The 20,858-nt window shown below is 61.2% G+C and carries 20 protein-coding genes; 10 read left to right on the top strand and 10 right to left on the bottom strand.

Features of this window, described 5'->3' with window-relative positions; translation table 11 throughout:
* The first annotated feature begins 66 nt into the window (after positions 1-66).
* Positions 67-1,035, top strand: coding sequence for a DNA-binding protein YbiB (gene ybiB, locus LU196_RS01330; RefSeq protein ID WP_232757936.1), 969 nt, complete (start codon positions 67-69; stop codon positions 1,033-1,035).
* A gap of 15 nt (positions 1,036-1,050) precedes the next feature.
* Here the strand turns inward: ybiB and LU196_RS01325 are convergent, their stop codons facing one another.
* The 4 genes from LU196_RS01325 to LU196_RS20340 form a co-directional block, all read right to left on the bottom strand.
* Positions 1,051-2,208, bottom strand: coding sequence for a M20 aminoacylase family protein (locus LU196_RS01325; protein ID WP_232757935.1), 1,158 nt, complete (start codon positions 2,206-2,208; stop codon positions 1,051-1,053).
* 1,395 nt (positions 2,209-3,603) lie between these two features.
* A complete protein-coding gene (gene hutU / locus LU196_RS01320; RefSeq protein ID WP_232757934.1) occupies positions 3,604-5,289 on the bottom strand; it encodes a urocanate hydratase in 1,686 nt (561 codons plus the stop codon).
* 10 nt (positions 5,290-5,299) lie between these two features.
* Positions 5,300-6,853, bottom strand: coding sequence for a histidine ammonia-lyase (hutH, locus tag LU196_RS01315; protein ID WP_232757933.1), 1,554 nt, complete (start codon positions 6,851-6,853; stop codon positions 5,300-5,302).
* A 132-nt stretch (positions 6,854-6,985) separates the two neighbouring features.
* Positions 6,986-7,120, bottom strand: coding sequence for a hypothetical protein (locus tag LU196_RS20340; RefSeq protein WP_255697696.1), 135 nt, complete (start codon positions 7,118-7,120; stop codon positions 6,986-6,988).
* Positions 7,121-7,171: 51 nt separating this feature from the next.
* Between LU196_RS20340 and hutC the strand changes: the two genes are divergently transcribed.
* Positions 7,172-7,927: a histidine utilization repressor gene (gene hutC, locus LU196_RS01310; protein ID WP_232757932.1), complete on the top strand. Its 756-nt coding sequence runs from the start codon at positions 7,172-7,174 to the stop codon at positions 7,925-7,927.
* Here hutC and LU196_RS01305 read toward each other — a convergent pair.
* Both LU196_RS01305 and LU196_RS01300 read right to left on the bottom strand, forming a co-directional pair.
* Positions 7,857-8,450: a HutD family protein gene (locus LU196_RS01305; RefSeq protein WP_232757931.1), complete on the bottom strand. Its 594-nt coding sequence runs from the start codon at positions 8,448-8,450 to the stop codon at positions 7,857-7,859. The genes hutC and LU196_RS01305 overlap by 71 nt on opposite strands.
* Positions 8,447-9,802 (bottom strand): formimidoylglutamate deiminase, encoded by a 1,356-nt coding sequence (locus LU196_RS01300; RefSeq protein WP_232757930.1) that lies wholly within the window; start codon positions 9,800-9,802, stop codon positions 8,447-8,449. Before LU196_RS01300 ends, LU196_RS01305 begins: the two co-directional genes overlap by 4 nt.
* A gap of 85 nt (positions 9,803-9,887) precedes the next feature.
* Here LU196_RS01300 and hutI point away from each other — a divergent pair, with 85 nt between their 5' ends.
* From hutI to hutH (LU196_RS01265), 7 genes are all read left to right on the top strand, one after another.
* Positions 9,888-11,105, top strand: coding sequence for an imidazolonepropionase (gene hutI / locus LU196_RS01295; protein ID WP_232757929.1), 1,218 nt, complete (start codon positions 9,888-9,890; stop codon positions 11,103-11,105).
* The gene (gene hutG, locus LU196_RS01290) at positions 11,102-11,893 is read left to right on the top strand and encodes an N-formylglutamate deformylase (RefSeq protein WP_232757928.1); all 792 of its coding nucleotides are present in this window, start codon (positions 11,102-11,104) and stop codon (positions 11,891-11,893) included. The genes hutI and hutG overlap by 4 nt, the downstream gene beginning before the upstream one ends.
* Before the next feature lie 275 nt (positions 11,894-12,168).
* Entirely contained in the window at positions 12,169-13,011 is an 843-nt protein-coding gene (locus LU196_RS01285; protein ID WP_232757927.1) for a transporter substrate-binding domain-containing protein, read from the top strand.
* A gap of 12 nt (positions 13,012-13,023) precedes the next feature.
* The gene (locus tag LU196_RS01280; protein WP_232757926.1) at positions 13,024-13,743 is read left to right on the top strand and encodes an ABC transporter permease; all 720 of its coding nucleotides are present in this window, start codon (positions 13,024-13,026) and stop codon (positions 13,741-13,743) included.
* A 10-nt stretch (positions 13,744-13,753) separates the two neighbouring features.
* The gene (locus LU196_RS01275) at positions 13,754-14,482 is read left to right on the top strand and encodes an ABC transporter permease (protein WP_232757925.1); all 729 of its coding nucleotides are present in this window, start codon (positions 13,754-13,756) and stop codon (positions 14,480-14,482) included.
* Position 14,483: 1 nt separating this feature from the next.
* Positions 14,484-15,281, top strand: coding sequence for an ABC transporter ATP-binding protein (locus tag LU196_RS01270; RefSeq protein WP_304622719.1), 798 nt, complete (start codon positions 14,484-14,486; stop codon positions 15,279-15,281).
* On the top strand, positions 15,278-16,780 hold the full coding sequence (gene hutH / locus LU196_RS01265) for a histidine ammonia-lyase (RefSeq protein ID WP_232757924.1): 1,503 nt from the start codon (positions 15,278-15,280) through the stop codon (positions 16,778-16,780). The genes LU196_RS01270 and hutH (LU196_RS01265) overlap by 4 nt, the downstream gene beginning before the upstream one ends.
* Positions 16,781-16,814: 34 nt before the next feature.
* Here hutH (LU196_RS01265) and LU196_RS01260 read toward each other — a convergent pair whose 3' ends face one another.
* The gene (locus LU196_RS01260) at positions 16,815-17,447 is read right to left on the bottom strand and encodes a flavin reductase family protein (protein ID WP_232757923.1); all 633 of its coding nucleotides are present in this window, start codon (positions 17,445-17,447) and stop codon (positions 16,815-16,817) included.
* Positions 17,448-17,615: 168 nt separating this feature from the next.
* Between LU196_RS01260 and rlmF the strand changes: the two genes are divergently transcribed.
* On the top strand, positions 17,616-18,542 hold the full coding sequence (gene rlmF, locus LU196_RS01255; protein ID WP_232757922.1) for a 23S rRNA (adenine(1618)-N(6))-methyltransferase RlmF: 927 nt from the start codon (positions 17,616-17,618) through the stop codon (positions 18,540-18,542).
* 104 nt (positions 18,543-18,646) lie between these two features.
* On the opposite strand, the gene glnQ is transcribed toward rlmF, so the two are convergent.
* The 3 genes from glnQ to glnH all read right to left on the bottom strand — a co-directional run bounded on the left by glnQ (position 18,647) and on the right by glnH (position 20,855).
* A complete protein-coding gene (gene glnQ / locus LU196_RS01250; RefSeq protein ID WP_232757921.1) occupies positions 18,647-19,369 on the bottom strand; it encodes a glutamine ABC transporter ATP-binding protein GlnQ in 723 nt (240 codons plus the stop codon).
* A complete protein-coding gene (gene glnP, locus LU196_RS01245) occupies positions 19,366-20,025 on the bottom strand; it encodes a glutamine ABC transporter permease GlnP (protein WP_232757920.1) in 660 nt (219 codons plus the stop codon). The genes glnQ and glnP overlap by 4 nt, the downstream gene beginning before the upstream one ends.
* Before the next feature lie 83 nt (positions 20,026-20,108).
* Positions 20,109-20,855, bottom strand: coding sequence for a glutamine ABC transporter substrate-binding protein GlnH (gene glnH / locus LU196_RS01240; RefSeq protein WP_232758252.1), 747 nt, complete (start codon positions 20,853-20,855; stop codon positions 20,109-20,111).
* Positions 20,856-20,858: the final 3 nt, after the last annotated feature.

Below are 20,858 nucleotides of genomic sequence, written 5' to 3'. Positions count from 1 at the left end.
GCACAGGCCGGTTACCACAATGAGGGTCGCGTCTCTGCAGCGCGACCAGGACGCAGGAATGCCTTGATGGAATTGAATAAAATTATCAAAGAGATTGGGCGCGGTAAAAATCACGCGCGCGATATCGATTTCGACACCGCAGTGGCGCTCTACAACGCCATGCTGGCAGGCGACGTGCCTGAGCTGGAGCTGGGCGGCATTTTGATTGCGCTGCGCATCAAAGGCGAAGGCGAAGAAGAGATGCGCGGTTTTTATCACGCGATGCAGCAGCACATGATGCGGCTGGAAGCGCCGGCGGGTCGAGCCATGCCGATTGTCATCCCCAGTTACAACGGGGCGCGTCGTCAAGGCAACCTGACACCGCTGCTGGCGCTGCTGCTGGTGAAGCTCGGCTTTCCCGTACTGCTGCACGGCATCAGCGACGATCCGACACGCGTGACATCGGAAGCGGTACTGGCGGCGCTGGGCGTGACACCCGTGACCACGGCGGCGCAGGCGCAGGCAAAGCTGAACGGCGGCGAGCTGGCGTTTATCACCATCGATCACCTGTGCGCGCCCATGGCGCGCCAGCTCTCGCTGCGCTGGCGCATGGGCGTGCGCAACAGTGCGCACACGCTGGCTAAGCTGGCCACGCCCTTTGCCGAGCGCGCGGCGCTGCGCCTGGCTAGCGTGTCGCATCCAGAGTATGTGCCGCGCGTCGCGACGTTCTTCCAGGCGATCGACGCCCCGGCGATTTTACTCAACGGCACGGAAGGGGAGGTGTATGCCAACCCGCTGCGCTGCCCGGCCATCAACTATATTGGCGGCGCCGCCACGGAAGCGGTGGCGTGGGTGGAGCGGCAACCTGAAGTGAGCCTCGCATTGCCGGAGAGCAAAAGCGCGGCGCACACGGCGACGTGGATTCAGCAGGTGCTCAATGGAGAGCGGGCGGTGCCGCACTCGCTGCGTCTGCAATTGGCGTGCTGCCTGGTCGCTACCGGCGCATCTGCTGACCTCGCGCAGGCAGAGCAGCGGCTCCAGCAGGCGGGCATCTGACCGCGCGTGCTGGCGTCAGGCTTTTGCCAGCACGTGTTCAACCAACTGCTGCCAGAAGGCGATGCCCACCGGCAGCAGCGCATCGTTGAAATCGTAATGGGCGTTATGCAGCGGCGCGGAAGGCGTTTCCCCGTCGGCCCCCATCCAGAAATAGGCGCCCGGACAGGCTTCCAGCATGCAGGCAAAATCTTCGGATGCCATGGACGGATTGACCTGCCAGCGCACCTGGCGTTCACCCAGCAGCGCGCTGGCCACTTCACGCACCTGTTCAGCCTGTGCCGCGTGATTCGCCGTCACCGGATAGCCGGGGTACCATGTAATGTGGCCGCTCACGCCAAATGGGCGCGGCAAGGTCGTGACGAACTCTTCGATCAGCCCGCGCACGCGATCGCGTACCTCAGGCTGTAAACAGCGCACCGTCCCGCGCAGCACCACGTGCTCAGGAATGACGTTGATCGCCTCGCCGCCGTGGATTTGCGTCACGCTGACCACCGCAGAAGCCAGCGGTGACAAGCGGCGTGAGGGTATGGTTTGCAGCGCGAGAATCAGCTCGGCGGCCACTACCATGGGATCGGCACCGCTTTCCGGCATGGCGGCATGACAGCTTTTGCCGTTAAGGGTGATCTCAAACGAATCCAGCGAGGCCATCATGGCACCTGGATTTACCGCAAGCTGGCCCAGCGGCAGTCCCGGCCAATTGTGCATCGCATAGACAGCGTCCATGGGAAAGCGCGTAAACAGGCCTTCTTCCACCATTTTGCGCGCACCGCCGAGGTTCTCTTCCGCAGGTTGAAACAGAAAGTGCACGGTTCCGCTAAAGCTGCGGGTGGCCGCCAGCTGACAGGCCGCAGCCAGCAGCATCGCGGTATGACCATCATGCCCACAGGCGTGCATCACGCCTTGCTGAGTGGATTTCCACGCGGGCGTGCCTTTTTCCGTGATGGGCAGAGCGTCCATGTCCGCGCGCAGTCCAATCGTCGGCCCCGGTCCGTTTTCCAGCGTGGCAATCACACCGGTGCCTGCCAGACCGCGGAATACCTGCAAACCGGCTTCCTCAAGGACCTGCGCCACCAGCGTACTGGTGTGCTGCTCCTGATAACCGAGTTCGGGATGTTGGTGTAACTGATGACGCCAGCGCAGGGCATTGTCCAACAGGGCAGCAGGCAGGTTCATACAATAAGGCTCTCCGTCAGCAGCATCAGTGAGATGTTCACCAATGGGGGGATTCCGGTCTCCACTTTAGTGGTAAGCGCCAGGCAACGTCCATTAAAGAAGGGGATAATTTGGCTATAGGCTATAACAGGATGGCATAACTCTGGGGGCGGGCGCTTGGCCGCGCCCACGGGCCTTTTTTGCCACAGGCCGTGGCGGGGCTTGTGCCGCAGGTAGCGGCAGGGTGCTTTAGCCACTTGCCGTGGCGGGTGCTTTCTCGCTGGCGCGAAGCACGGTGCGTTTTTCGTTCGCCATGGCACAGGCAGGTGCCTTTGCCGCGCTGCGGCGACCGAGCAGAGGGCGCCAGGCCGCGCCCTCTGCACTCCCCGGCCCTGCGCCAGCCCCGCTCGCCGCTGCGCGGTGCCTTCACTCCCTCAGCCTTCCTGACGGACCGGCGTCGATTCGCTCCTGCTCAACGCCGCCTCTCGCGGCATCCATGCCGCTCGTCCTGGAAGGCCTCACTCGTTCAGCGAGTGGGGATGGCGCTATCAACCCCCGCTGTAAGCCATGATTTTTTTCGCAGCCGCCGCGCGGCGGGAAGATTTTTAAGGTGCGTTCAAGCAGCGCTGCGTTAAGCAAAAAACTTTCGTTCGTGTTTTTACGTATTTTAAGGTCACTGCGTGGCGGTAAGACTTTTAAGTACCATCCCGCTCGCGCGGTGTTCACCAGAAGCCGTTTCTATCTTGAATCTTTTGTCTTTTGTCTTTTGTCTTTTTCAGCCATCCGCTGTCTGCACAGACCTGCTTGCAGCCATGCAAACAACGCGAAACGGAAAAGATAAAAAGGCCCTTACAGGCGGCGGTGTTGAGCGCCATCCGGAGCGCCGAACGGAGCGTGACGGCCAGGACGAAGCGGCAGGGATGCCGCTGAGAGAGCGGAATGAGCCAGGGATGGCGAATCCGCGCGGTCCGTGAGGCTGGCGCGGCGGAGTGAGGGAACAGCGAAGGCTGGCGCAGGGCGCGGATTGCAAAGGGCCGCGCCCATCGGCCCTTTGCCCGTACGCCGCAGCGGGGCGGCTGCAACTCCCGCAGGGTTAGCGGGCGGAACCCGCTCATAGCCATGCCGGCATAGCGGGCCGGACCCCGCTCAGAACCGGCCCTTTGCCCGTACGCCGCAGCGGGGCGGCTGCAACTCCCGCAGGGTTAGCGGGCGGAACCCGCTCAGGGTTCAGTAAAAACCGGCTGCGGGCCGGAACCCGCTCAGAACCGGCCCTTTGCCCGTACGCCGCAGCGGGGCGGATGGAACTGCCGTGCGGTTAGCGGGCGGAACCCGCTCAGGGTTCAGTAAAAACCGGCTTTGCGGGCCGGAGCCCGCTCGTAGTCATACCGACATAGCGGGCCGGACCCCGCTCAACGCTCACTCCTGCATAGGCAAATTCAACCCAAACTTGGTCGCGCAGGCCTGCGCCTGCTCGTAGCCCGCGTCGGCGTGGCGCATCACGCCCGTGGCGGGATCGTTCCACAGCACGCGGGCCAGGCGCGCATCGGCTTCTGCTGTGCCATCGCACACGATCACCACGCCTGAGTGCTGAGAAAAGCCCATGCCCACGCCACCGCCGTGGTGCAGGCTCACCCAGGTGGCGCCGCCCGCGGTGTTAAGCAGGGCGTTGAGCAGCGGCCAGTCAGACACCGCGTCGGAGCCATCTTTCATCGCCTCGGTTTCGCGATTGGGCGAGGCGACCGAGCCGCAGTCAAGGTGATCGCGGCCAATCACGATCGGGGCTTTTAACTCACCGTTGCGCACCATCTCATTAAAGGCCAGCGCGGCTTGATGTCGCTCGCCAAGGCCCAGCCAGCAGATACGCGCTGGCAAACCTTGAAAAGCGATACGCGTCTGCGCCATATCCAGCCAACGGTGCAGGTTTTTATGTTCCGGGAACAGCGCTTTGAGTTTGGCATCGGTCTTGTAAATATCCTCGGGATCGCCCGACAGCGCTACCCAGCGGAACGGGCCTTTGCCCTCACAAAACAGGGGACGAATATAGGCCGGCACGAAGCCGGGGAAATCAAAGGCGTTCGCTACGCCTTCCTCCAACGCGACCTGACGAATATTGTTGCCGTAGTCCACGGTCGGCACGCCCATGTGATGGAAGTCGAGCATTGCCTGGACGTGCACGGCCATCGAAGCACGCGCCGCTTTTTCCACCGCTTTGGGATGGCTCAGGCGTTCGGCCTGCCAGCGCGCCACATCCCAACCCAGCGGCAGATAGCCGTTGATGGGATCGTGGGCGGAGGTCTGATCGGTGACGATATCGGGCTTCATGCCGCCCGCTTTGGCGCGCTTCACCAGCTCAGGCACAATCTCCGCGGCGTTGCCCAGCAGGCCCACCGAGATCGCCTGTTTGGCTGCGGTGGCGTTTTTAATCAGCGTCAGCGCCTCATCCAGCGTATAGGCTTTGTGATCGACATAACGGGTGCGCAGGCGAAAATCGATGCGTGATTCCTGGCACTCAATTGCCAGCACGCAGGCGCCTGCCAGCACGCCCGCCAGCGGCTGCGCACCGCCCATGCCGCCCAGACCGGCGGTAAGGATCCAGCGGCCGCTGAGATCGTTTTGGTAGTGCTGGCGCCCCGCCTCGGCAAAGGTCTCAAAGGTGCCCTGCACAATGCCTTGAGCGCCAATGTAAATCCACGAGCCTGCGGTCATTTGGCCGTACATCATCAAGCCGGCTTTATCCAGTTCGTGAAAGTGATCCCAGGTGGCCCAGTGCGGCACAAGGTTCGAGTTCGCCAGCAGCACGCGCGGCGCGTCGGCGTGGGTGCGAAATACCCCCACCGGTTTGCCGGACTGGATCAGCAGCGTCTCATCCGGCTGCAGGGCGCGCAGTGAACGTAAGATCTGTTCAAAGCAGGCCCAATTGCGCGCTGCCTTGCCAATGCCGCCGTACACCACTAAGTCCTCCGGGCGCTCGGCGACGTCAGGATCAAGGTTGTTCTGGATCATGCGGTACGCGGCTTCGATCAGCCAGTTGGCGCAATGCAGCGTGTCCCCCTGCGGCGCACGAATTTCACGCGCCACGGCCTGCGTTAACGTTTCGCTCATTATCATTTCCTCACTGGGTAAAAGCACGCTGGCTGGGCAGCAGCGCAGTTAAGGTATCGGGCCACACATCGCTACTGGCCCACAGGCGCATGGCCTCAATATCCGGCGCCAGTAAACGATCGCGATCCAGAAAAGCCACGCGTGCGCGGATACGGCTAAGCTGCTGTTCCAGCGCGGCGGAACTTTGTAGTGGACGATGAAAATCAATGCCTTGTGCCGCCGCCATGGCTTCAATGCCGACCACGGCTGCGGTGTTAAAGCACATACTGCCGAGGCGACGCGCGGCGTAAGTGGCCATCGAAACGTGATCTTCCTGGTTGGCCGAAGTGGGCAAGCTGTCAACGCTGCCCGGGTGCGCCAGTGACTTATTCTCCGACGCCAGCGCGGCCGCCGTGACCTGCGCAATCATAAAGCCTGAGTTAACGCCGCCGTCGTGCACCAGAAACGCAGGTAGCCCGGACAGGCCGGTATCCAGCAGCAGCGCCAGGCGACGCTCAGAAATCGCGCCGATTTCGGCGATCGCCAGCGCAAGGATGTCGGCGGCAAACGCCACCGGCTCGGCGTGGAAATTGCCGCCGGAAATCACGTCACCGCTGTCGCTGAACACCAGCGGGTTATCGGAGGCTGCGTTGGCTTCAATTTGCAGCACCCGTGCGGCGTGGTGCAGATTGTCGAGGCAAGCGCCCATCACCTGCGGCACACAGCGGATGGAGTAGGGATCCTGCACCCGGCCGCACTCGCTATGCGAGCGCAGGATTTCGCTGCCGAGCAGCAGGTCGGACACCGCCGCCGCTACGGCGATCTGCCCGGGCTGACCGCGCGCGGCGTGAATACGCGCATCGAACGGTTTAACCGAGCCTTTAATGGCTTCCAGCGACAACGCCCCGGCCAGTAAACCGGCGGCAAAGACGTTTTCAGCCTCGAACAGGCCGCGCAGGGCCAGCGCGGTGGAAACCTGGGTACCATTTAACAGCGCCAGGCCCTCTTTGGGACCGAGCACAATGGGCTGCAACCCAACCCGCGCCAGGCCTTCGGTTGCCGGAATACGCTGCCCGTCAACCCGTACCTGGCCTTCACCCAGCAGCATCAGCGACAGGTGTGCCAGCGGCGCGAGGTCGCCCGAGGCCCCTACCGAGCCTTTCTCAGGGATGCAGGGCAGAATGCCTGCGTTGAACAGCGCCAGCAGCGCGTTAATCAATTCAATGCGCACGCCGGAGTGGCCGCGCGCCAGGCTGATAATTTTGGTAGCCATCACCAGGCGGGTGACATTGTCGGGCAGCAGATCGCCCAGCCCCACGCTATGCGACAGCACCAGATTGCGCTGCAGTTCGGCCAGCCGCTGCGCCGGAATTTGCGTCTGAGCCAATTTGCCAAAGCCGGTGTTGATGCCGTAAACCACCTTACCGGCGGCCACAATGTCGTCCACCGTTTGCTGCGCGCGCGTAATGGCCGCATACGCCTCGTCGGCCAGCGTGAGATGGACATTGCGCTGATAAATACAACGCAGCGTGGCGAGGTCCACTTCACCGGGAATCAGGCGAATTTCCTGACCAAAACCTGACATAGTCTACTCCTGTCTATACAAGTAATCAGTGGCGATCCGTCAGCCTTTGCGCTGCGTTAGCCGCTATCGGACCGGAACAATATGCCTGAGTGAAACACAAGCGTCTATTCTTGTCTATACAAGTAGCAAGCGCTATGCCAGGTCGATCACATTCTGGAAAAACTGGCGCAACGGCGGCACCGTGGCATCATGACGCAGGCGCTGCACCGAAACGGCGCGACCGCTGCACCACGCGCGCGTTTGCTGCACCTCTGGATGTATATACATTTACAGACTGAGGCAGTAAACTTTGGGCACTTTTTATCAAAGGAACAGCACATGACGGAGCAGAGGACGGTGGCGCAGCTGGCCGCAGCGATGGGCGAAGAACCGGCCCCTATTTATCAGCGCGTGAAACAGGCTATCGTCAGCCAGATCCGTGAGGGCCACTGGAAAGCCAATCAGCGCGTGCCGTCAGAGAGCGAGCTGGTGAACGCCCTCGGCGTCAGTCGCATGACCATCAATCGCGCGCTGCGTGAGCTCACCGGCGAGGGGTTTCTGGTGCGTATGCAGGGCGTGGGCACCTTTGTTGCTGAGATGAAGGGCTACACCGCGATGCTGGAGGTACACAACATCGCCGATGAGATCGCTCAGCGCGGCCATCACCACAGCTGTAAAATTTTATCGATCGGTCAGACCAAGGCCGATCCCGAGCAGGCTGCGGTGCTGGGGCTGTCAACCGGGCAAACGCTGTTTCACTCGCTCATGGTGCACTACGAAAATGAGCTGCCGGTGCAGTTAGAGGATCGGCTGGTTAATCCGCTGGTGGCGCCGGATTACCTCACGCAGGATTATCACAGCGTGACGCCTTATACCTATTTGATGCGCGTGGCACCCCTGACCGCCGGCGAGCACATAGTGGAAGCGGTGCTGCCCGATCTGCGTCAGCGCAAGCATCTGGCGCTGGACGAGCACGAGCCGTGCCTGCTGATCCGCCGCCAGACGTGGAGCGATAGCAAAATCGTTACTTATGCGCGCCTGCTCTATCCGGGCTCGCGCTACAAGCTGCTGGGCCGTTTTCGGGGACACGGTTAAGCGTCACCCACAGCAGGCTGGCCTCTGACGTCGCAGGGGTCAGCGCCAGTACCTCATCCAGCCACCAGACGCCCTGTTGCGCATCCAGCGCTTCACCCTGCGCGGTGCGCCATGTGCCAGTCAGCACCCACGCGACTCCTTGCACACCGGAAACCGCCTGCTGCACCACCGCCACGTTCGCCTGCCAGCTATCGCGGCGCGTCATGATATTAAAATCAAGACAGCGCCCATTAATCTCTGCGTGAATCGCCCACTCGCCGGGAAACGCCCACGGCTGATGCCGCTGCAATTGCTGCTCGACCTGCGCGCTGCGTAATAGCACGCTGTCGCCTTCCAGCAAGGTGATCACCCGATCCACGCCGGGAAAGCGGGAAAAGGGCCCGTCTTCGGCGACAGTGGCAATGCTGGCGCGCCAGCCAAATTCCGCCTCGCCGGGAGGGAAGCTCACGATCTCACGCGTTTCGCCGCCGCCGTTGCGCCAGCGCGTCACTGGCAGGCTCTCAAACGCATAAAACGCTCTCATTGCAGCGCCCGCACGGCCGCCACGAAGCGCTGCACGGCGGCTTGCTCTTCGGCGTGGTGACCCTGAACGATCACCTGCTGACCCGCAACGAAGACGTCGCGAATCTGCTGCGTGTGACCGGCAAACAGCCAGCGATTAAGGCGCGCAGCGGGCGTGACGCTGGCAAGAAGCGCATCCTCTTGCAGCACCAGCCAGTCGGCGCGCAGGCCAACCGCCAGCGCGCCCATTGAAACGCAGCAGGCCTGAGCACCTCCGAGGGCGGCCTGCTGCCAGAGCAGATCGCCCACGGAAGGCGCGTCGGGCAGCGCGATGCGGTTGCGGCGGCGATCGCGCAGCCGCTGTCCGTACTCCAGCCAGCGCAGCTCCTCCAGCGCGCTCAGCGAGACGTGGCTGTCAGAGCCGATGCCCCAGCGACCGCCGCGTGCGACATACTCAACGGCCGGGAAAATGCCGTCGCCCAGGTTAGCCTCGGTGGTGGGGCAGAGGCCCGCTACCGCCTGGCTGGCGGCCAACTGCGCAATTTCATCGGCCGCCAGATGGGTGGCGTGGATCAGGCACCAGCGGCGATCGACACTAAAGCGATTGAAAAGCCAATTCACCGGACGTTCGCCGCTCCAGGTTAGACAGTCGTTGACCTCTTTCTCCTGCTCGGCGATATGCAGATGTACCGGCAAACTGGCGTCCGTAGCGGCCAGCACCTCGTGCATTTGCGCCTCGCTAACCGCTCGCAGCGAGTGGAAGCACAGGCCATGATTAAGACGCGGATGCGCGCGGCACGCGTGCGCCACGCGCTGCTGCTGCTGCAAATAAGCGTCGGTGTGCTGAATAAAACGGCGTTGTCCCGCGCTGGCGGGCTGGGCGCCAAAGCCGCTCCACGTATAGAGCACCGGCAGCAGCGTCTGGCCGATACCTGCGCGGTCGGCGGCGTGTATAAGATGCTGCAGCATCGCATCGTCGGCATAGGGCAGACCCTGCGGATCGTGATGCAGATAATGAAATTCTGCGACCTGGCTGTAGCCACCTTTCAGCATCTCAATGTAAAGATGGGTCGCGATATCGCCCACCTGCTCAGGGGAGAGACGCTGCACCATACGATACATCAGGTCGCGCCACGTCCAGAAACTGTCCTGCGGATCGCCCGCCACTTCGGCCAGCCCGGCCATGGCGCGCTGAAAAGCATGTGAGTGCAGGTTCGCCATGGCCGGAATGACCGCGCCGTCCAGGCGCGTGGCCTCACCTGGCTGGCTGTTGGCGGCGATTGCGGTGATGTCACCGGCATCATTGGTGACAATCGTCACGTCTTGCTGCCAGCCATCCGGCAGCAGTGCAGAGGGAGCAAAAAACACGGCCATGGTTGATTCTCGCGCACATTAAGTTGTATATACATATACATACTTTAACGCGCAGTGTAAATCGCCGGACGCGAAGGGGAGCAAGATGGCAGCAACGCAGCAGATCGACAGCCTGTGGCTGGGGGCCGATATCGTCACCATGCGCGACGGGCGCTATAACCTGGTGCCTGACGGGGCGCTGGCGGTAGATAACGGTAAGATCGTGTGGGTCGGGCCGCGTCGCGCGCTGCCGCCGTTCTCGGCACGCCAGCAGCACACGTTTGACGGCGGGATCATTACGCCGGGGCTGGTGGATTGTCATACGCATCTGATGTTCGGCGGTGACCGCAGCGAGGAGTTTGAGCAGCGTCTCAACGGCGTCAGCTACGCCGAGATTGCCGCCCAAGGTGGCGGTATTCTGGCCACGGTGCGCGCCACGCGCGCCGCCACGGAGCCGCAGTTGGTGGCGTGTGCGCGCGCGCGACTGGCGCGCCTGCTGGCGGAAGGCGTCACTACGGTAGAGATCAAATCTGGCTACGGGTTGGATGAGGCCAGCGAGCTGAGGCTGCTGCGTGCCATACGCACGCTGGCGCAGACAGTGCCGGTGGATGTGCGCGCCACCTGTCTGGCGGCCCACGGTTTTCCACCGGAGTTTGCCCATCAGCCCCAGGACTGGATCGATATCATCTGCGATCAACTGCTGCCGCAGGTCAAAGCCGAGGGGCTGGCGGATGCGGTAGACGCGTTTTGTGAGCACTTGGCGCTCTCACCGGCGCAGGTCAGCGCGGTGTTCGATAAAGCCCGCGCGCTGGGCTTGCCGGTGAAACTGCACGCCGAGCAGCTCTCGGCGCTGGGCGGGGCCGCGCTGGCGGCCCGCTATGGTGCGCTCTCGGCGGATCATTTGGAGTATGCGACCGAGGCTGATGTCATTGCCATGGCGCAGCACGGCACCGTCGCGGTGCTGCTGCCGGGCGCGTTTTACCTGCTGCGCGAAACGCAGCGTCCACCGGTGGCGCTGTTTCGTGAACATGGCGTGCCGATGGCGCTGGCCAGCGATGCCAATCCGGGTACGTCTCCGGCGCTGTCGCTGCGCCTGATGCTCAATATGGGCTGTACGCTGTTTGGCTTAACGCCGGAAGAGGCGCTGGCGGGCGTGACGCTGTGGGGCGCGAAAGCGCTGGGAATGGAGCAGACGCACGGCTCGCTGGAGCCAGGTAAGGTAGCAAATTTCGTGCGCTGGGATCTGCAGCGCCCGGCAGAGTTGGCTTACTGGCTGGGCGGGCAACTGCCGTGCCAGGTTATCTATCGTGGAGACGCGCAATGACACCTTTTGATTTTACCGCCGGTACGCTGCCGCTGCTGGTGAGCATTCCGCATGCGGGCACGCAGTTAACCCCGGAAGTTGAAGCCGGATTGAGCGAGGCGGCGCGCGGCCTGCCCGATACCGACTGGCACATACCGCTGCTGTATGACTTTGTGCGCGATCTGGGTGCCAGCGTGCTCATTGGACGCTATTCGCGTTATGTGATCGATCTTAACCGACCCGCCGATAATCAGCCGCTCTATAGCACGGCGACCACCGGGCTCTTTCCCGAAACGCTGTTTGACGGCACGCCCACCTTCGCGCCGGGCAACACGCCGGATACAAAGGTGCGCCAGCGCGATCTTGAGACCATCTGGCAGCCTTACCATCAGCAGATACAGCGCGAACTGGCGCGATTGAAAGCGGAACACGGCTATGCGCTGCTGTTTGACGCGCACTCGATTGCTTCGGCGATCCCGCGTTTATTTAGCGGACGCTTGCCGGACATCAATATCGGTACCAACGACGGGGCCAGCTGTTCTGCGGCGGTTAGTGAGGCGTTGCAGGCCGTGTGCGCCCAACAGACGGCGTTCAGCTGGGTGGTGAATGGCCGGTTCAAAGGCGGCTATATTACGCGCGCTTACGGACAGCCGGAACAGCGGGTACAGGCGGTACAGCTGGAGCTGGCGCAGCTAAATTACATGGATGAAACGCCGCCGTACGCGTGGCAGCAGGCGCGCGCCGCACAGTTGCAAACCGTGTTAAAAGCGCTTATCAAGGCGCTGCTGGCCGCCGGCGCGGCTGTCTGAACCACGCCGTTTTCCTTGCCAGACCGCGGGCAGCGCGACGCGCCTCAGCGCAGCGTCTGCCCGCACCTCCTCTTCTTTTCCCGATCTGCATTTCACTATAAGCGTGCGCGCTGCGCCAAAAAGGTGCGTGCGCGCTGTGCCGCCGCGCGTCCACGCCCAGCAGGCGGCGGGCGCGTTTCTGGCACAGCGCTTGCTAGGTTGTATATACATGCAATGTCATTTGCTGCATGGACACCTTTAACCGTGCTTGTTGACGCTTGACCAGGAGAAACCGCATGACATCCACCCCTTTGATCCGCCGTTTTTGTCTTAACGCGCTGTTTGCCAGCCTGCTGGTGAGCGCAATGAGTGCGCAGGCTAAACCTCTGACTATCGCCACTGAAGGCAGTTATGAGCCCTGGAACCTGACGCTGCCTGGCGGGGCGTTGGGCGGCTTTGAACCTGAGTTGATGACGGATCTCTGCAAGCGAATGGGCACGGAGTGCAAGCTGGTGGTGCAAAACTGGGACGGCATGATTGCCGGTTTGAACGCCGGTAAATATGACGTGATCATGGACGCGATAGTGATCACACCGGAGCGCAAAAAAGTGGTCAGCTTTACCGTTCCCTATGCCTCCACGCCGGCCACATTCATCAGCAGTAAAGACGCGCCGCTGCTGCCTGCCGAGCACACCATTCTCAAATTGCATGACGATGAAAAAGCCATACAAGCGGCTATTGCGCCGCTCAGAGCGGCGCTGAAAGGCAAAACCATCGGCATTGCTTCGGGCACCGTCTACACGCCGTTTATCGATAAATATTTCAAAGATATCGCGGACATCCGGGAATATACCGCCTCCTCAGACGCCATTTTGGATCTGCAGGCCGGACGCATTGATGCGGTGTTTGACGATGTCACGTTTGCGCAATCGATGCTGGCGCGTAAAGAAAACAGCAACCTGACCTTCAGCGGCCCGCAGTTAGGTGGCCCGATCTGGGGTGAGGGTGAGGCCATGGGGGTGCGTATGGCGGACAGCGCGTTGAAAGCCAAACTCGATACCGCCATCAAGGCTGCGCTGGCGGACGGGACGGTGAAGAAACTCAGTGAAAAGTGGTTTAAAACCGACGTAACCCCATGAGTGAGGTGAGACATGTTGAGCCTGCTGAGTTTTGGCGCTGACGGTTGGGGACGGCTCCTGCTGATGGCCACGTTGACCACGCTGCTGCTGTCGCTGTCGGCGCTGCTGATCGGCGCGATAGCGGGCGCTGCCGTTGCGGCGGCGCGGCTGTCGACGCGACGCCGATGGCGCTGGGCAGGTGAAGGCTATTCCGTTGGCTTCCGCGGCATCCCGGAGCTGCTGGTGATCTACCTGTTCTACTTCGGCGGGTCGGGGATGATCACGCTGATGGGGCACCTGTTTGGCGCCGAGGGGTTTATTGAAGCGCCGCCGTTCCTGATTGGCGCGCTGGCGATTGGACTGATCTCGGGTGCGTATCAGGGCGAGGTGTATCGCGCGGCGCGCCTGGCGCTGGCACCGGGCGAAATCGAGGCGGCAGTGGCGATCGGGATGCCGCGCTGGCGCATTTTGCAGCGCGTGATGTTGCCGCAGATTGTGCGGTATGCGCTGCCCGGCTTGTCTAACGTCTGGCAAATGAGCCTGAAGGATTCGGCGCTGGTTTCGGTGATTGGCATTGTGGAGCTGATGCGTGCCAGTCAGGTGGCGGCGGGCTCCACGCGTAACTATTTCACCTTTTACCTGATAGGCGCGGGCGGCTATTTGCTGTTGACGCTGCTGTCGAATCACGCGTTTCGCCGTGCGGAACAGCGCATGGGACGCGCATGGCAGAGCCGCACGGCGGCGCAGCCCTAAGGAGCTCTCTATGGTTGATTTTGCCTTTCTTCTGGACACGTTTCTCACGCTTTGCGCCGCGCTGCCGGTGACGCTGGGGCTGTTTATTAGCGCATTCCTGTGCGGAGGGCTGCTGGCGCTGGTGATTCTGGCGATGCGCATGAGTCGCTGGCGCTTACTGAGCGGGTTTGCCCGCGGCTACATTCTGGTGTTTCGCGGATCGCCGCTGCTGATTCAGCTGTTTTTAATTTATTACGGCTTGGGCCAGTTTGGTGCGGTGCGACACAGCATCCTGTGGCCGCTGCTGCGTGAACCCTTTATTTGCGCGGTGCTGGCGTTATCACTGTGTACCGCCGCCTACACCGCTGAAATATTGCGTGGGGGGCTGCTGGCGGTGCCTGCGGGTCAGGTGGAAGCGGGACTGGCCTGCGGCATGTCCCGCGGCGTGCTGCTGCGGCGAATCGTCGCACCGATTGTGCTGCGCTATGCGCTGCCCGCGTACTCCACCGAGGCCATTTTGCTGGTGAAATCTACCGCGCTGGCCAGTCTGGTCACCGTCTGGGATGTGACCGGCGTGGCGCAGCAGATCATCCAGCGAACCTATCGCACAATGGAAGTGTTTCTCTGTGCGGCGGCGATCTACCTGCTTCTCAATTTTATTATTGTGCAACTTTACGCGCTGATTGAGCGCCGTCTAACCCCAATGCAGCGCAGTGGAAAAAAAACGCTGCCCGCCATTAACCCGCTGGCCGGAGAGTAATATGTCAATGCCTTCACCTGTGACGTTGTCCGTGACCGAACTCAGTAAATCGTTCGGCGCGCTCGAGGTATTAAAAGGGATCTCGCTGCAGGCGCAGCAGGGCGACGTGATCGCCATTTTGGGTGCCAGCGGATCGGGAAAAAGCACCTTTTTACGCTGTATCAATCTGCTGGAGACGCCAGATAACGGCGTGGTGAGCGTGGGGGGCGAGACCATCGCAATGAAGCGCGATGGACGCGGCCGCGCGCTCGCCGCGAATCCTCAGCAAATTGAGCGGTTGCGCGCGCGGCTCGGCATGGTGTTTCAGAATTTCAATTTGTGGTCCCACATGACCGTGCTGCAAAACGTGATTGAAGGACCGCACTACGTGCTCAAGCGCGACAAAAAAAGCTGTATCGCGCAGGCTGAGCAGCTGCTGGATCGCGTTGGGTTACTGAACCGCAAAGATTTTTATCCGGCCCAGCTCTCAGGGGGACAGCAGCAGCGCGTCGCGATCGCCCGTGCGCTGGCGATGGACCCGGAGGTGATGCTCTTTGATGAACCGACGTCGGCCCTGGATCCCGAGCTGGTGGGGGATGTGCTGAGCGTGATGCGCAGCTTGGCAGAGGAGGGGCGTACCATGCTGGTGGTCACCCATGAAATGGGCTTTGCACGGCATGTGTCGAACCGCGTAGTGTTTATGCATCAGGGGAAAATTGACTGCGAAGGTCCGCCGGAGCGCCTGTTTGGTGCGGAGGGCTCGCCGCGTTTCCAGCAGTTCATTTCGCGTCACCAGCACGTTGCGGAGCAGCCGCGATGAGCGTGGTGTGGGGCGATGGGCCAATCAACTGGCAGAGCGTGGTGGCGGTGGCGTGTCAGGATGCGGAGCTAACGCTCAGCGCGGGCGCCTGGCAGCGCATTGCGCAGGGACGTGCGATCGTGGATCACATTGTGGCGTGTGGCCATATCGCCTACGGCATCAACACCGGGCTGGGGGCGCTGTGCAACATCACGCTGCCCGACGATCAGCTGTGTCTGCTGTCGCGCAATACGTTATTAAGCCACGCCTGCGGGGTGGGCCCGCTGCTGACGCGCGCGCAGACGCGCGCCATTATGTGCGCCGCTATCGCCAATTACAGTCAGGGGAAATCGGGCGTATCGGTTGCGCTGGTACAGCACTTACTGGCGCTGCTCAACCAGCAGATCACGCCGCAGGTGCCTTCGCAAGGATCGGTGGGCTATCTCAGCCACATGGCACACATTGGCCTGGCGCTGATCGGCGTGGGGGACGTGGATTATCAGCAACATACGCTGCCCGCCCGTGAGGCGCTGGCGCGCATCGGGCTCGAACCCTATCAACCCGGCGCCAAAGAGGGACTCAGTCTGGTCAACGGCACGCCCTGTATGACCGGATTGGCCTGCCTGGCGTTGGGTGAGGCCGCCCAGCTGCTGGACTGCGCTGATGTCACTGGCGCGATGAGTTTTGAGGCGCTGCGCGGGCAGCGGGCGGCGTTCGATGCGGAGGTGCTGGCACTCAAAGCTAGCCCAGGGATGCAAATCAGCGGTCAACGCCTGCGGCAGTTGCTGCAAGACAGTCCCCTGCTGGCCGCCAGCGTGGGCGTGCGTACCCAGGATGCGATGAGTCTGCGATCTATGCCGCAGGTGCACGGCGCCAGCCGCGATCAATTTGATCACGCGGTGCGGCAGATTGAAACAGAGCTCAACGCCTGCACCGACAATCCGCTGGTGCTGGGAACGCGGGATAACTGGCGCGTGGTGTCGCAGTCCAATCCGCACGGTCAGTCGGTGGCGATGGCGGCGGATCTCCTGGCCATTGCGATGGCGGAAATCGGCAGCATTGCCGAGCGGCGGCTTGACCGCCTGGTTAACCCGCTGGTGAGCGGCTTGCCCCCCTTTCTGGTGTCACAGCCGGGAGTGAACTCCGGCATGATGATCGCCCAATATGTCGCCGCCTCGCTGTGCGCGGAGAATCGCCAGCTGGCGCAGCCTGCGGTACTGGATAACTATGTCACCTCCGGCTTGCAGGAGGATCACCTGAGCCTTGGCACCGGCGCGGCACTCAAGCTGCTCAAGCTAGTGGGGAACGTATGGCACATTTTAGCGATTGAGTACCTGCTGGCCGCGCAGGCGCTGGACTTCCACGGCGAAGCGCAGCTGGCGCAGGGCACGCAACAGGCGCTGCAGGCGCTACGCGCACGGGTGGAAAACTGGCAGACGGATCGCTGGTTGGCACCGGATATCGCCGCGGCGGTGCAGGTGCTACAGCAAAATGCGGCGCACTGGCGCGGGCCAGGTTGAGTGAAGAAGGCGACCCTGCGGCCGCCTTAACGATCTAGCTGCGGCGTGCGTCCGGGCGCGTCAGGTCAAAACGCAGATCCTCGCTGATGGCGTAATAAGCGGAAGGCCCCCCGGCGCGCAATATCGGCTGCGCTTTGGCCGTTTGATAAATCCCGTTTTCCAGCAGCGTCTCATCGATGTGGATTGCCACCACTTCCCCCAGCACCAGCCAGCTTTCCAGTTCACCGCCGTGGGCATCCTGCAGGCGAATAAGCTGCGTAAGGCGACACTCAAAGTTGACCGGGCTCTCAGCCACCATACTCACATCCACGTGCGAAGCGGTCACCGGCGTCAAACCGGCAAGGGCAAACTCATCCTGGTCAGCGGGCACCGAGGCCGAGCTTTCGTTCATGGCCTCTGCCAGCGGGCGCGTCGCCAGGTTCCAGACAAACGCTTTGCTCTCGCTGATGTTGCGCACGCTGTCTTTCCAACCGCTGCTGGCAAAGCCGATAATCGGTGGCGTGTAATTAAAGCAGTTAAAGAAGCTGTAGGGCGCGAGATTGCGCTGGCCTTGTTGGCTCTGCGAGCTGATCCAGCCGATAGGGCGCGGCCCCACGATGGCGTTCAGGGGATCGTGCGGTAAACCGTGGCCCGCGCGCGGCTGGTAGGAATATTTGTGGCGTGTCATGACTGCTCCTGGTTGTGGTCTGTCTGCGTGGCGTAATATCTCAGGCGCACGCGTGCTTGCGGCAATAAGGCGTGCATCAGCGTGATAGCGCGGGCGGAAAATCGCGTAAGCAGATTGTGCGATGCCGCCAGCCGGAGTATCTTACGCGCCTTATTTTCTGGAGATGCTATGAACAAGTCTGCTGCTGCCTCGCCTTTTCATCCGCGTAACCGTCATCAGGGACGGTACGACTTTGCTGCGCTGATCGCCGCGCACCCGCCGCTCGCGGACAAGGTGCGGCCTAACGGTTACGGCGAGCTGTCGATTGCGTTCGACGATGCACAGGCGGTGCGGCTGTTAAATCAGGCGCTGCTGAAGCTGTTCTATAACCTCAATTGGCAGCTGCCGGAGGGCTATCTCACGCCGCCCGTGCCGGGACGTGCGGATTATGTCCACGCGCTGGCGGATTTGCTGGCCAGCGATAACGGCGGCGCTATTCCGCGCGAGCGCGACATCATGGACATTGGCTGCGGCGCGAACTGTATCTATCCGCTGATTGGTCACGCGGAATATGGCTGGCGCTTTACCGGCACCGACACCAGCGCCGATGCCATCACCGCTGCCAGCCAAATTATAGCCAGCAATCCGGGCCTGCAGCGCGGTATTCGCCTGCGCCGACAAAAACAGGCTGGCGCGATTTTTTCCGGCGTGGTGCACAAAAACGAACGCTATCACGCGGTGATGTGTAATCCGCCGTTTCACGCCTCCGCCGCCGAAGCCGCAGCTGGCAGCCAGCGCAAAGTGCGCAATCTGGGATTGAAACGCGATACGCCGCTTAACTTCGGCGGACAGCATAACGAGCTGTGGTGCGAGGGGGGCGAACAGGCGTTTATCGGGCAGATGATTGAGGAGAGCGCGCAGTACGCCGATCGCATTATCTGGTTCACGTCGCTGGTCTCGCGTAAGGAGCATTTGCCCGCGCTGCGCGATCGTCTGAAGGCGATCGACGCCTATCTGGTGCGTATTATTGATATGGCGCAGGGCCAAAAGCAGAGCCGTTTTCTCGCCTGGACGTTTATGCCGCCTGCCACGCGCGCGCAGCGCATGGGGCGTTGATTCAGCGGGTAAAGACAAAAGAACGTGCGTTGAATTGCAGCGTATAAGCGGGAAAAACTGCGGCTAAAAAGGTAAAACGGGCGGCCTGCAGGCCGCCACGCCGATCAGGAAACGTGCTGCAGGAACTCGCGTAGGCGCTCACTCGGCGGGTTGGTAATCAACGCATCCGGGTGGCCATCTTCGGCGATAGTGCCTTTATCAATGAAGATCAGACGCGAAGCGACCTTCTGCGCGAAGCCGACTTCGTGGGTGACAATCACCATGGTCATGCCCTCTTCGGCCAGATCCTGCATCACCTTCAGCACTTCGTGACGCAGCTCGGGATCGAGAGCCGATGTGGGCTCATCAAACAGCATCATTTTCGGTTTTACCGCCAGCGCACGGGCGATGGCCACGCGCTGCTGCTGTCCACCGGAGAGCTCGGACGGGAAGTGATGTGCGCGCTCGGCCAGGCCCACTTTACCCAGCAGCTCGCGCGCCAGTTTGTGTGCTTCTTCTTTGCCGCTGCCGCGAACCCGAATAGGGCCAAAGGCCACGTTATCCAGTGCGCTCATCTGCGGGAACAGGTGAAACTGCTGGAAAACCATGCCGGCTTCCTGACGAATCAGGCGCTCATCGACTTTAGGATCGTTCACTTTCATGCCATCGACGATCAGTTCACCGCTGCTGATCTCTTCAAGCTTGTTGATGCAGCGCAGCAGGGTGGATTTGCCCGAGCCAGACGGCCCGATAATCACCACCACCTCGCCTTGATTGATCTTCAGGTTGATGTCATGCAGCACTTTGGTCTGACCGAAGTTTTTAGAGACGTTTTTAAATTCAATCACAGGATTTTCACCCTTTTCTCAATACGGCGCAGCACAAAGCTCAACACCAGCGTAATAACCAGATAGATAATGGCGACCGCGCTCCAGATCTCCAGCGCGCGGAAGTTACCCGCGATGATCTCTTGTCCCTGACGCGTCAGTTCCGCCACGCCAATCACGATAAACAGTGAGGTGTCTTTGATGCTGACAATCCACTGGTTCCCCAGCGGCGGCAGCATACGGCGCAGCGCCAGTGGCATAATCACATAGCGCAGCGTTTCACGGCGCGACAGGCCCAGCGCCAGACCGGCTTCGCGGAACCCTTTGTTGATGGACAGCACGGCGCCGCGGGTAATTTCCGCAATATAGGCGCCGGAGTTGATCATGATGGTGACCACGGCCGCCGTGAAGGGATCAATACGTAAATCGGGGAAGGCCATCGGCAGGGCAAAGTAGATAAACATCACTTGCACCACAATAGGCGTGCCGCGAATCAGCTCAATGAACACCAGCGCGATGTTGTTGGTGATCCAGCCGCCGTACGCGCGCGCGAAGCCGGCAACCAGGCCGATAATCAGGCCGCCGACCAGGCCAAGAACGGAAATAAGCAGGGTCATTTTGGCGCCGTCGATCAAGATCGGTAGGGCAGGCCAAATGACGCTCCAGTCAAACTCCATGGGTAACTCCAGAATCTGTTGCAACGGAAAGGTAAAAAGCAGGGAAACTGCGTTCCCTGCTCAAAAAGCGGCGTAAGCCAATATTATTTCGGTTCAGTACCGAACCATTTTTTATAGAGGGTGTTGTAGGTACCGTTGTCGCGCAGGGTTTTCAGCGCGCCGTTCACCTTTTCGCGCAGGTCATCGCTGCCTTTCGGGAAGGCGATACCGTACTGCTGCGCTTCAATGGAATCACCCACGGCTTTGAAACGGCCTTTGCCAGCGGTGTGGATGAAATAGAGGATGTTTGGCGTATCGTGCAGCACAGCGTCTGCGCGGTTAGTACCTAACTCCATGTAAGCGTTGTCGATATTAGGGAACTGACGCAGATCTTTGGTTTTGATGTGGGTTTTCGCATAGTCCACAGAACCGGTTCCGCTTTTCACCGCCACGGTTTTGCCGTTCAGATCGTCAATGCCTTTGATGTCGTTTTCGTTGCTACGCACCATGATCTGCAGGCCGCTTTTGTAGTAACCATCAGAAAATTCAATGGCCTTTTTGCGTTCGTCGGTGATGGTGATGCCCGCCAGTGCCAGATCGACGTTTTTGGTTTGCAGAGCCGGAATGATGCCGCTGAAGTCCATGGGCTTGAGGGTGTAGTCCAGCTTCAGCTGTTTAGCGATAGCGTCCCACAGATCGATATCGAAGCCGACGTACTTATCGCCCTGCTTGAATTCGAAAGGCACAAAAGCCGTGTCGGTGGCGACGATCAGTTTTTTTTCTGCTGCGGTTGAAGAGAGAGAGAAGGCCAGCGCCAGCGCGGCCGCGGAGACTTTTAACAGTGACTTCATCAT

The sequence above is a fragment of the Pantoea sp. Mb-10 genome (assembly GCF_021272205.1).
GTDB lineage: Bacteria > Pseudomonadota > Gammaproteobacteria > Enterobacterales > Enterobacteriaceae > Pantoea.
This window is presented reverse-complemented; position numbering and strand designations above follow the sequence as displayed.

What these genes read in the sequence shown, in the direction of transcription:
- LU196_RS01325 (WP_232757935.1), bottom strand. Translation starts at nt 2,208, where the DNA reads ATGAACCTGCCTGCTGCCCTGTTGGACAATGCCCTGCGCTGGCGTCAT.
- LU196_RS20340 (WP_255697696.1), bottom strand. Translation starts at nt 7,120, where the DNA reads ATGTATATACATCCAGAGGTGCAGCAAACGCGCGCGTGGTGCAGCGGT.
- glnH (WP_232758252.1), bottom strand. Translation starts at nt 20,855, where the DNA reads ATGAAGTCACTGTTAAAAGTCTCCGCGGCCGCGCTGGCGCTGGCCTTC.
- LU196_RS01280 (WP_232757926.1), top strand. Translation starts at nt 13,024, where the DNA reads ATGTTGAGCCTGCTGAGTTTTGGCGCTGACGGTTGGGGACGGCTCCTG.
- rlmF (WP_232757922.1), top strand. Translation starts at nt 17,616, where the DNA reads ATGAACAAGTCTGCTGCTGCCTCGCCTTTTCATCCGCGTAACCGTCAT.
- LU196_RS01300 (WP_232757930.1), bottom strand. Translation starts at nt 9,802, where the DNA reads ATGGCCGTGTTTTTTGCTCCCTCTGCACTGCTGCCGGATGGCTGGCAG.
- hutU (WP_232757934.1), bottom strand. Translation starts at nt 5,289, where the DNA reads ATGAGCGAAACGTTAACGCAGGCCGTGGCGCGTGAAATTCGTGCGCCG.
- LU196_RS01260 (WP_232757923.1), bottom strand. Translation starts at nt 17,447, where the DNA reads ATGACACGCCACAAATATTCCTACCAGCCGCGCGCGGGCCACGGTTTA.
- hutC (WP_232757932.1), top strand. Translation starts at nt 7,172, where the DNA reads ATGACGGAGCAGAGGACGGTGGCGCAGCTGGCCGCAGCGATGGGCGAA.
- ybiB (WP_232757936.1), top strand. Translation starts at nt 67, where the DNA reads ATGGAATTGAATAAAATTATCAAAGAGATTGGGCGCGGTAAAAATCAC.
- hutH (WP_232757933.1), bottom strand. Translation starts at nt 6,853, where the DNA reads ATGTCAGGTTTTGGTCAGGAAATTCGCCTGATTCCCGGTGAAGTGGAC.
- LU196_RS01275 (WP_232757925.1), top strand. Translation starts at nt 13,754, where the DNA reads ATGGTTGATTTTGCCTTTCTTCTGGACACGTTTCTCACGCTTTGCGCC.
- glnP (WP_232757920.1), bottom strand. Translation starts at nt 20,025, where the DNA reads ATGGAGTTTGACTGGAGCGTCATTTGGCCTGCCCTACCGATCTTGATC.
- hutH (WP_232757924.1), top strand. Translation starts at nt 15,278, where the DNA reads ATGAGCGTGGTGTGGGGCGATGGGCCAATCAACTGGCAGAGCGTGGTG.
- LU196_RS01285 (WP_232757927.1), top strand. Translation starts at nt 12,169, where the DNA reads ATGACATCCACCCCTTTGATCCGCCGTTTTTGTCTTAACGCGCTGTTT.
- LU196_RS01270 (WP_304622719.1), top strand. Translation starts at nt 14,484, where the DNA reads ATGTCAATGCCTTCACCTGTGACGTTGTCCGTGACCGAACTCAGTAAA.
- LU196_RS01305 (WP_232757931.1), bottom strand. Translation starts at nt 8,450, where the DNA reads ATGAGAGCGTTTTATGCGTTTGAGAGCCTGCCAGTGACGCGCTGGCGC.
- hutI (WP_232757929.1), top strand. Translation starts at nt 9,888, where the DNA reads ATGGCAGCAACGCAGCAGATCGACAGCCTGTGGCTGGGGGCCGATATC.
- hutG (WP_232757928.1), top strand. Translation starts at nt 11,102, where the DNA reads ATGACACCTTTTGATTTTACCGCCGGTACGCTGCCGCTGCTGGTGAGC.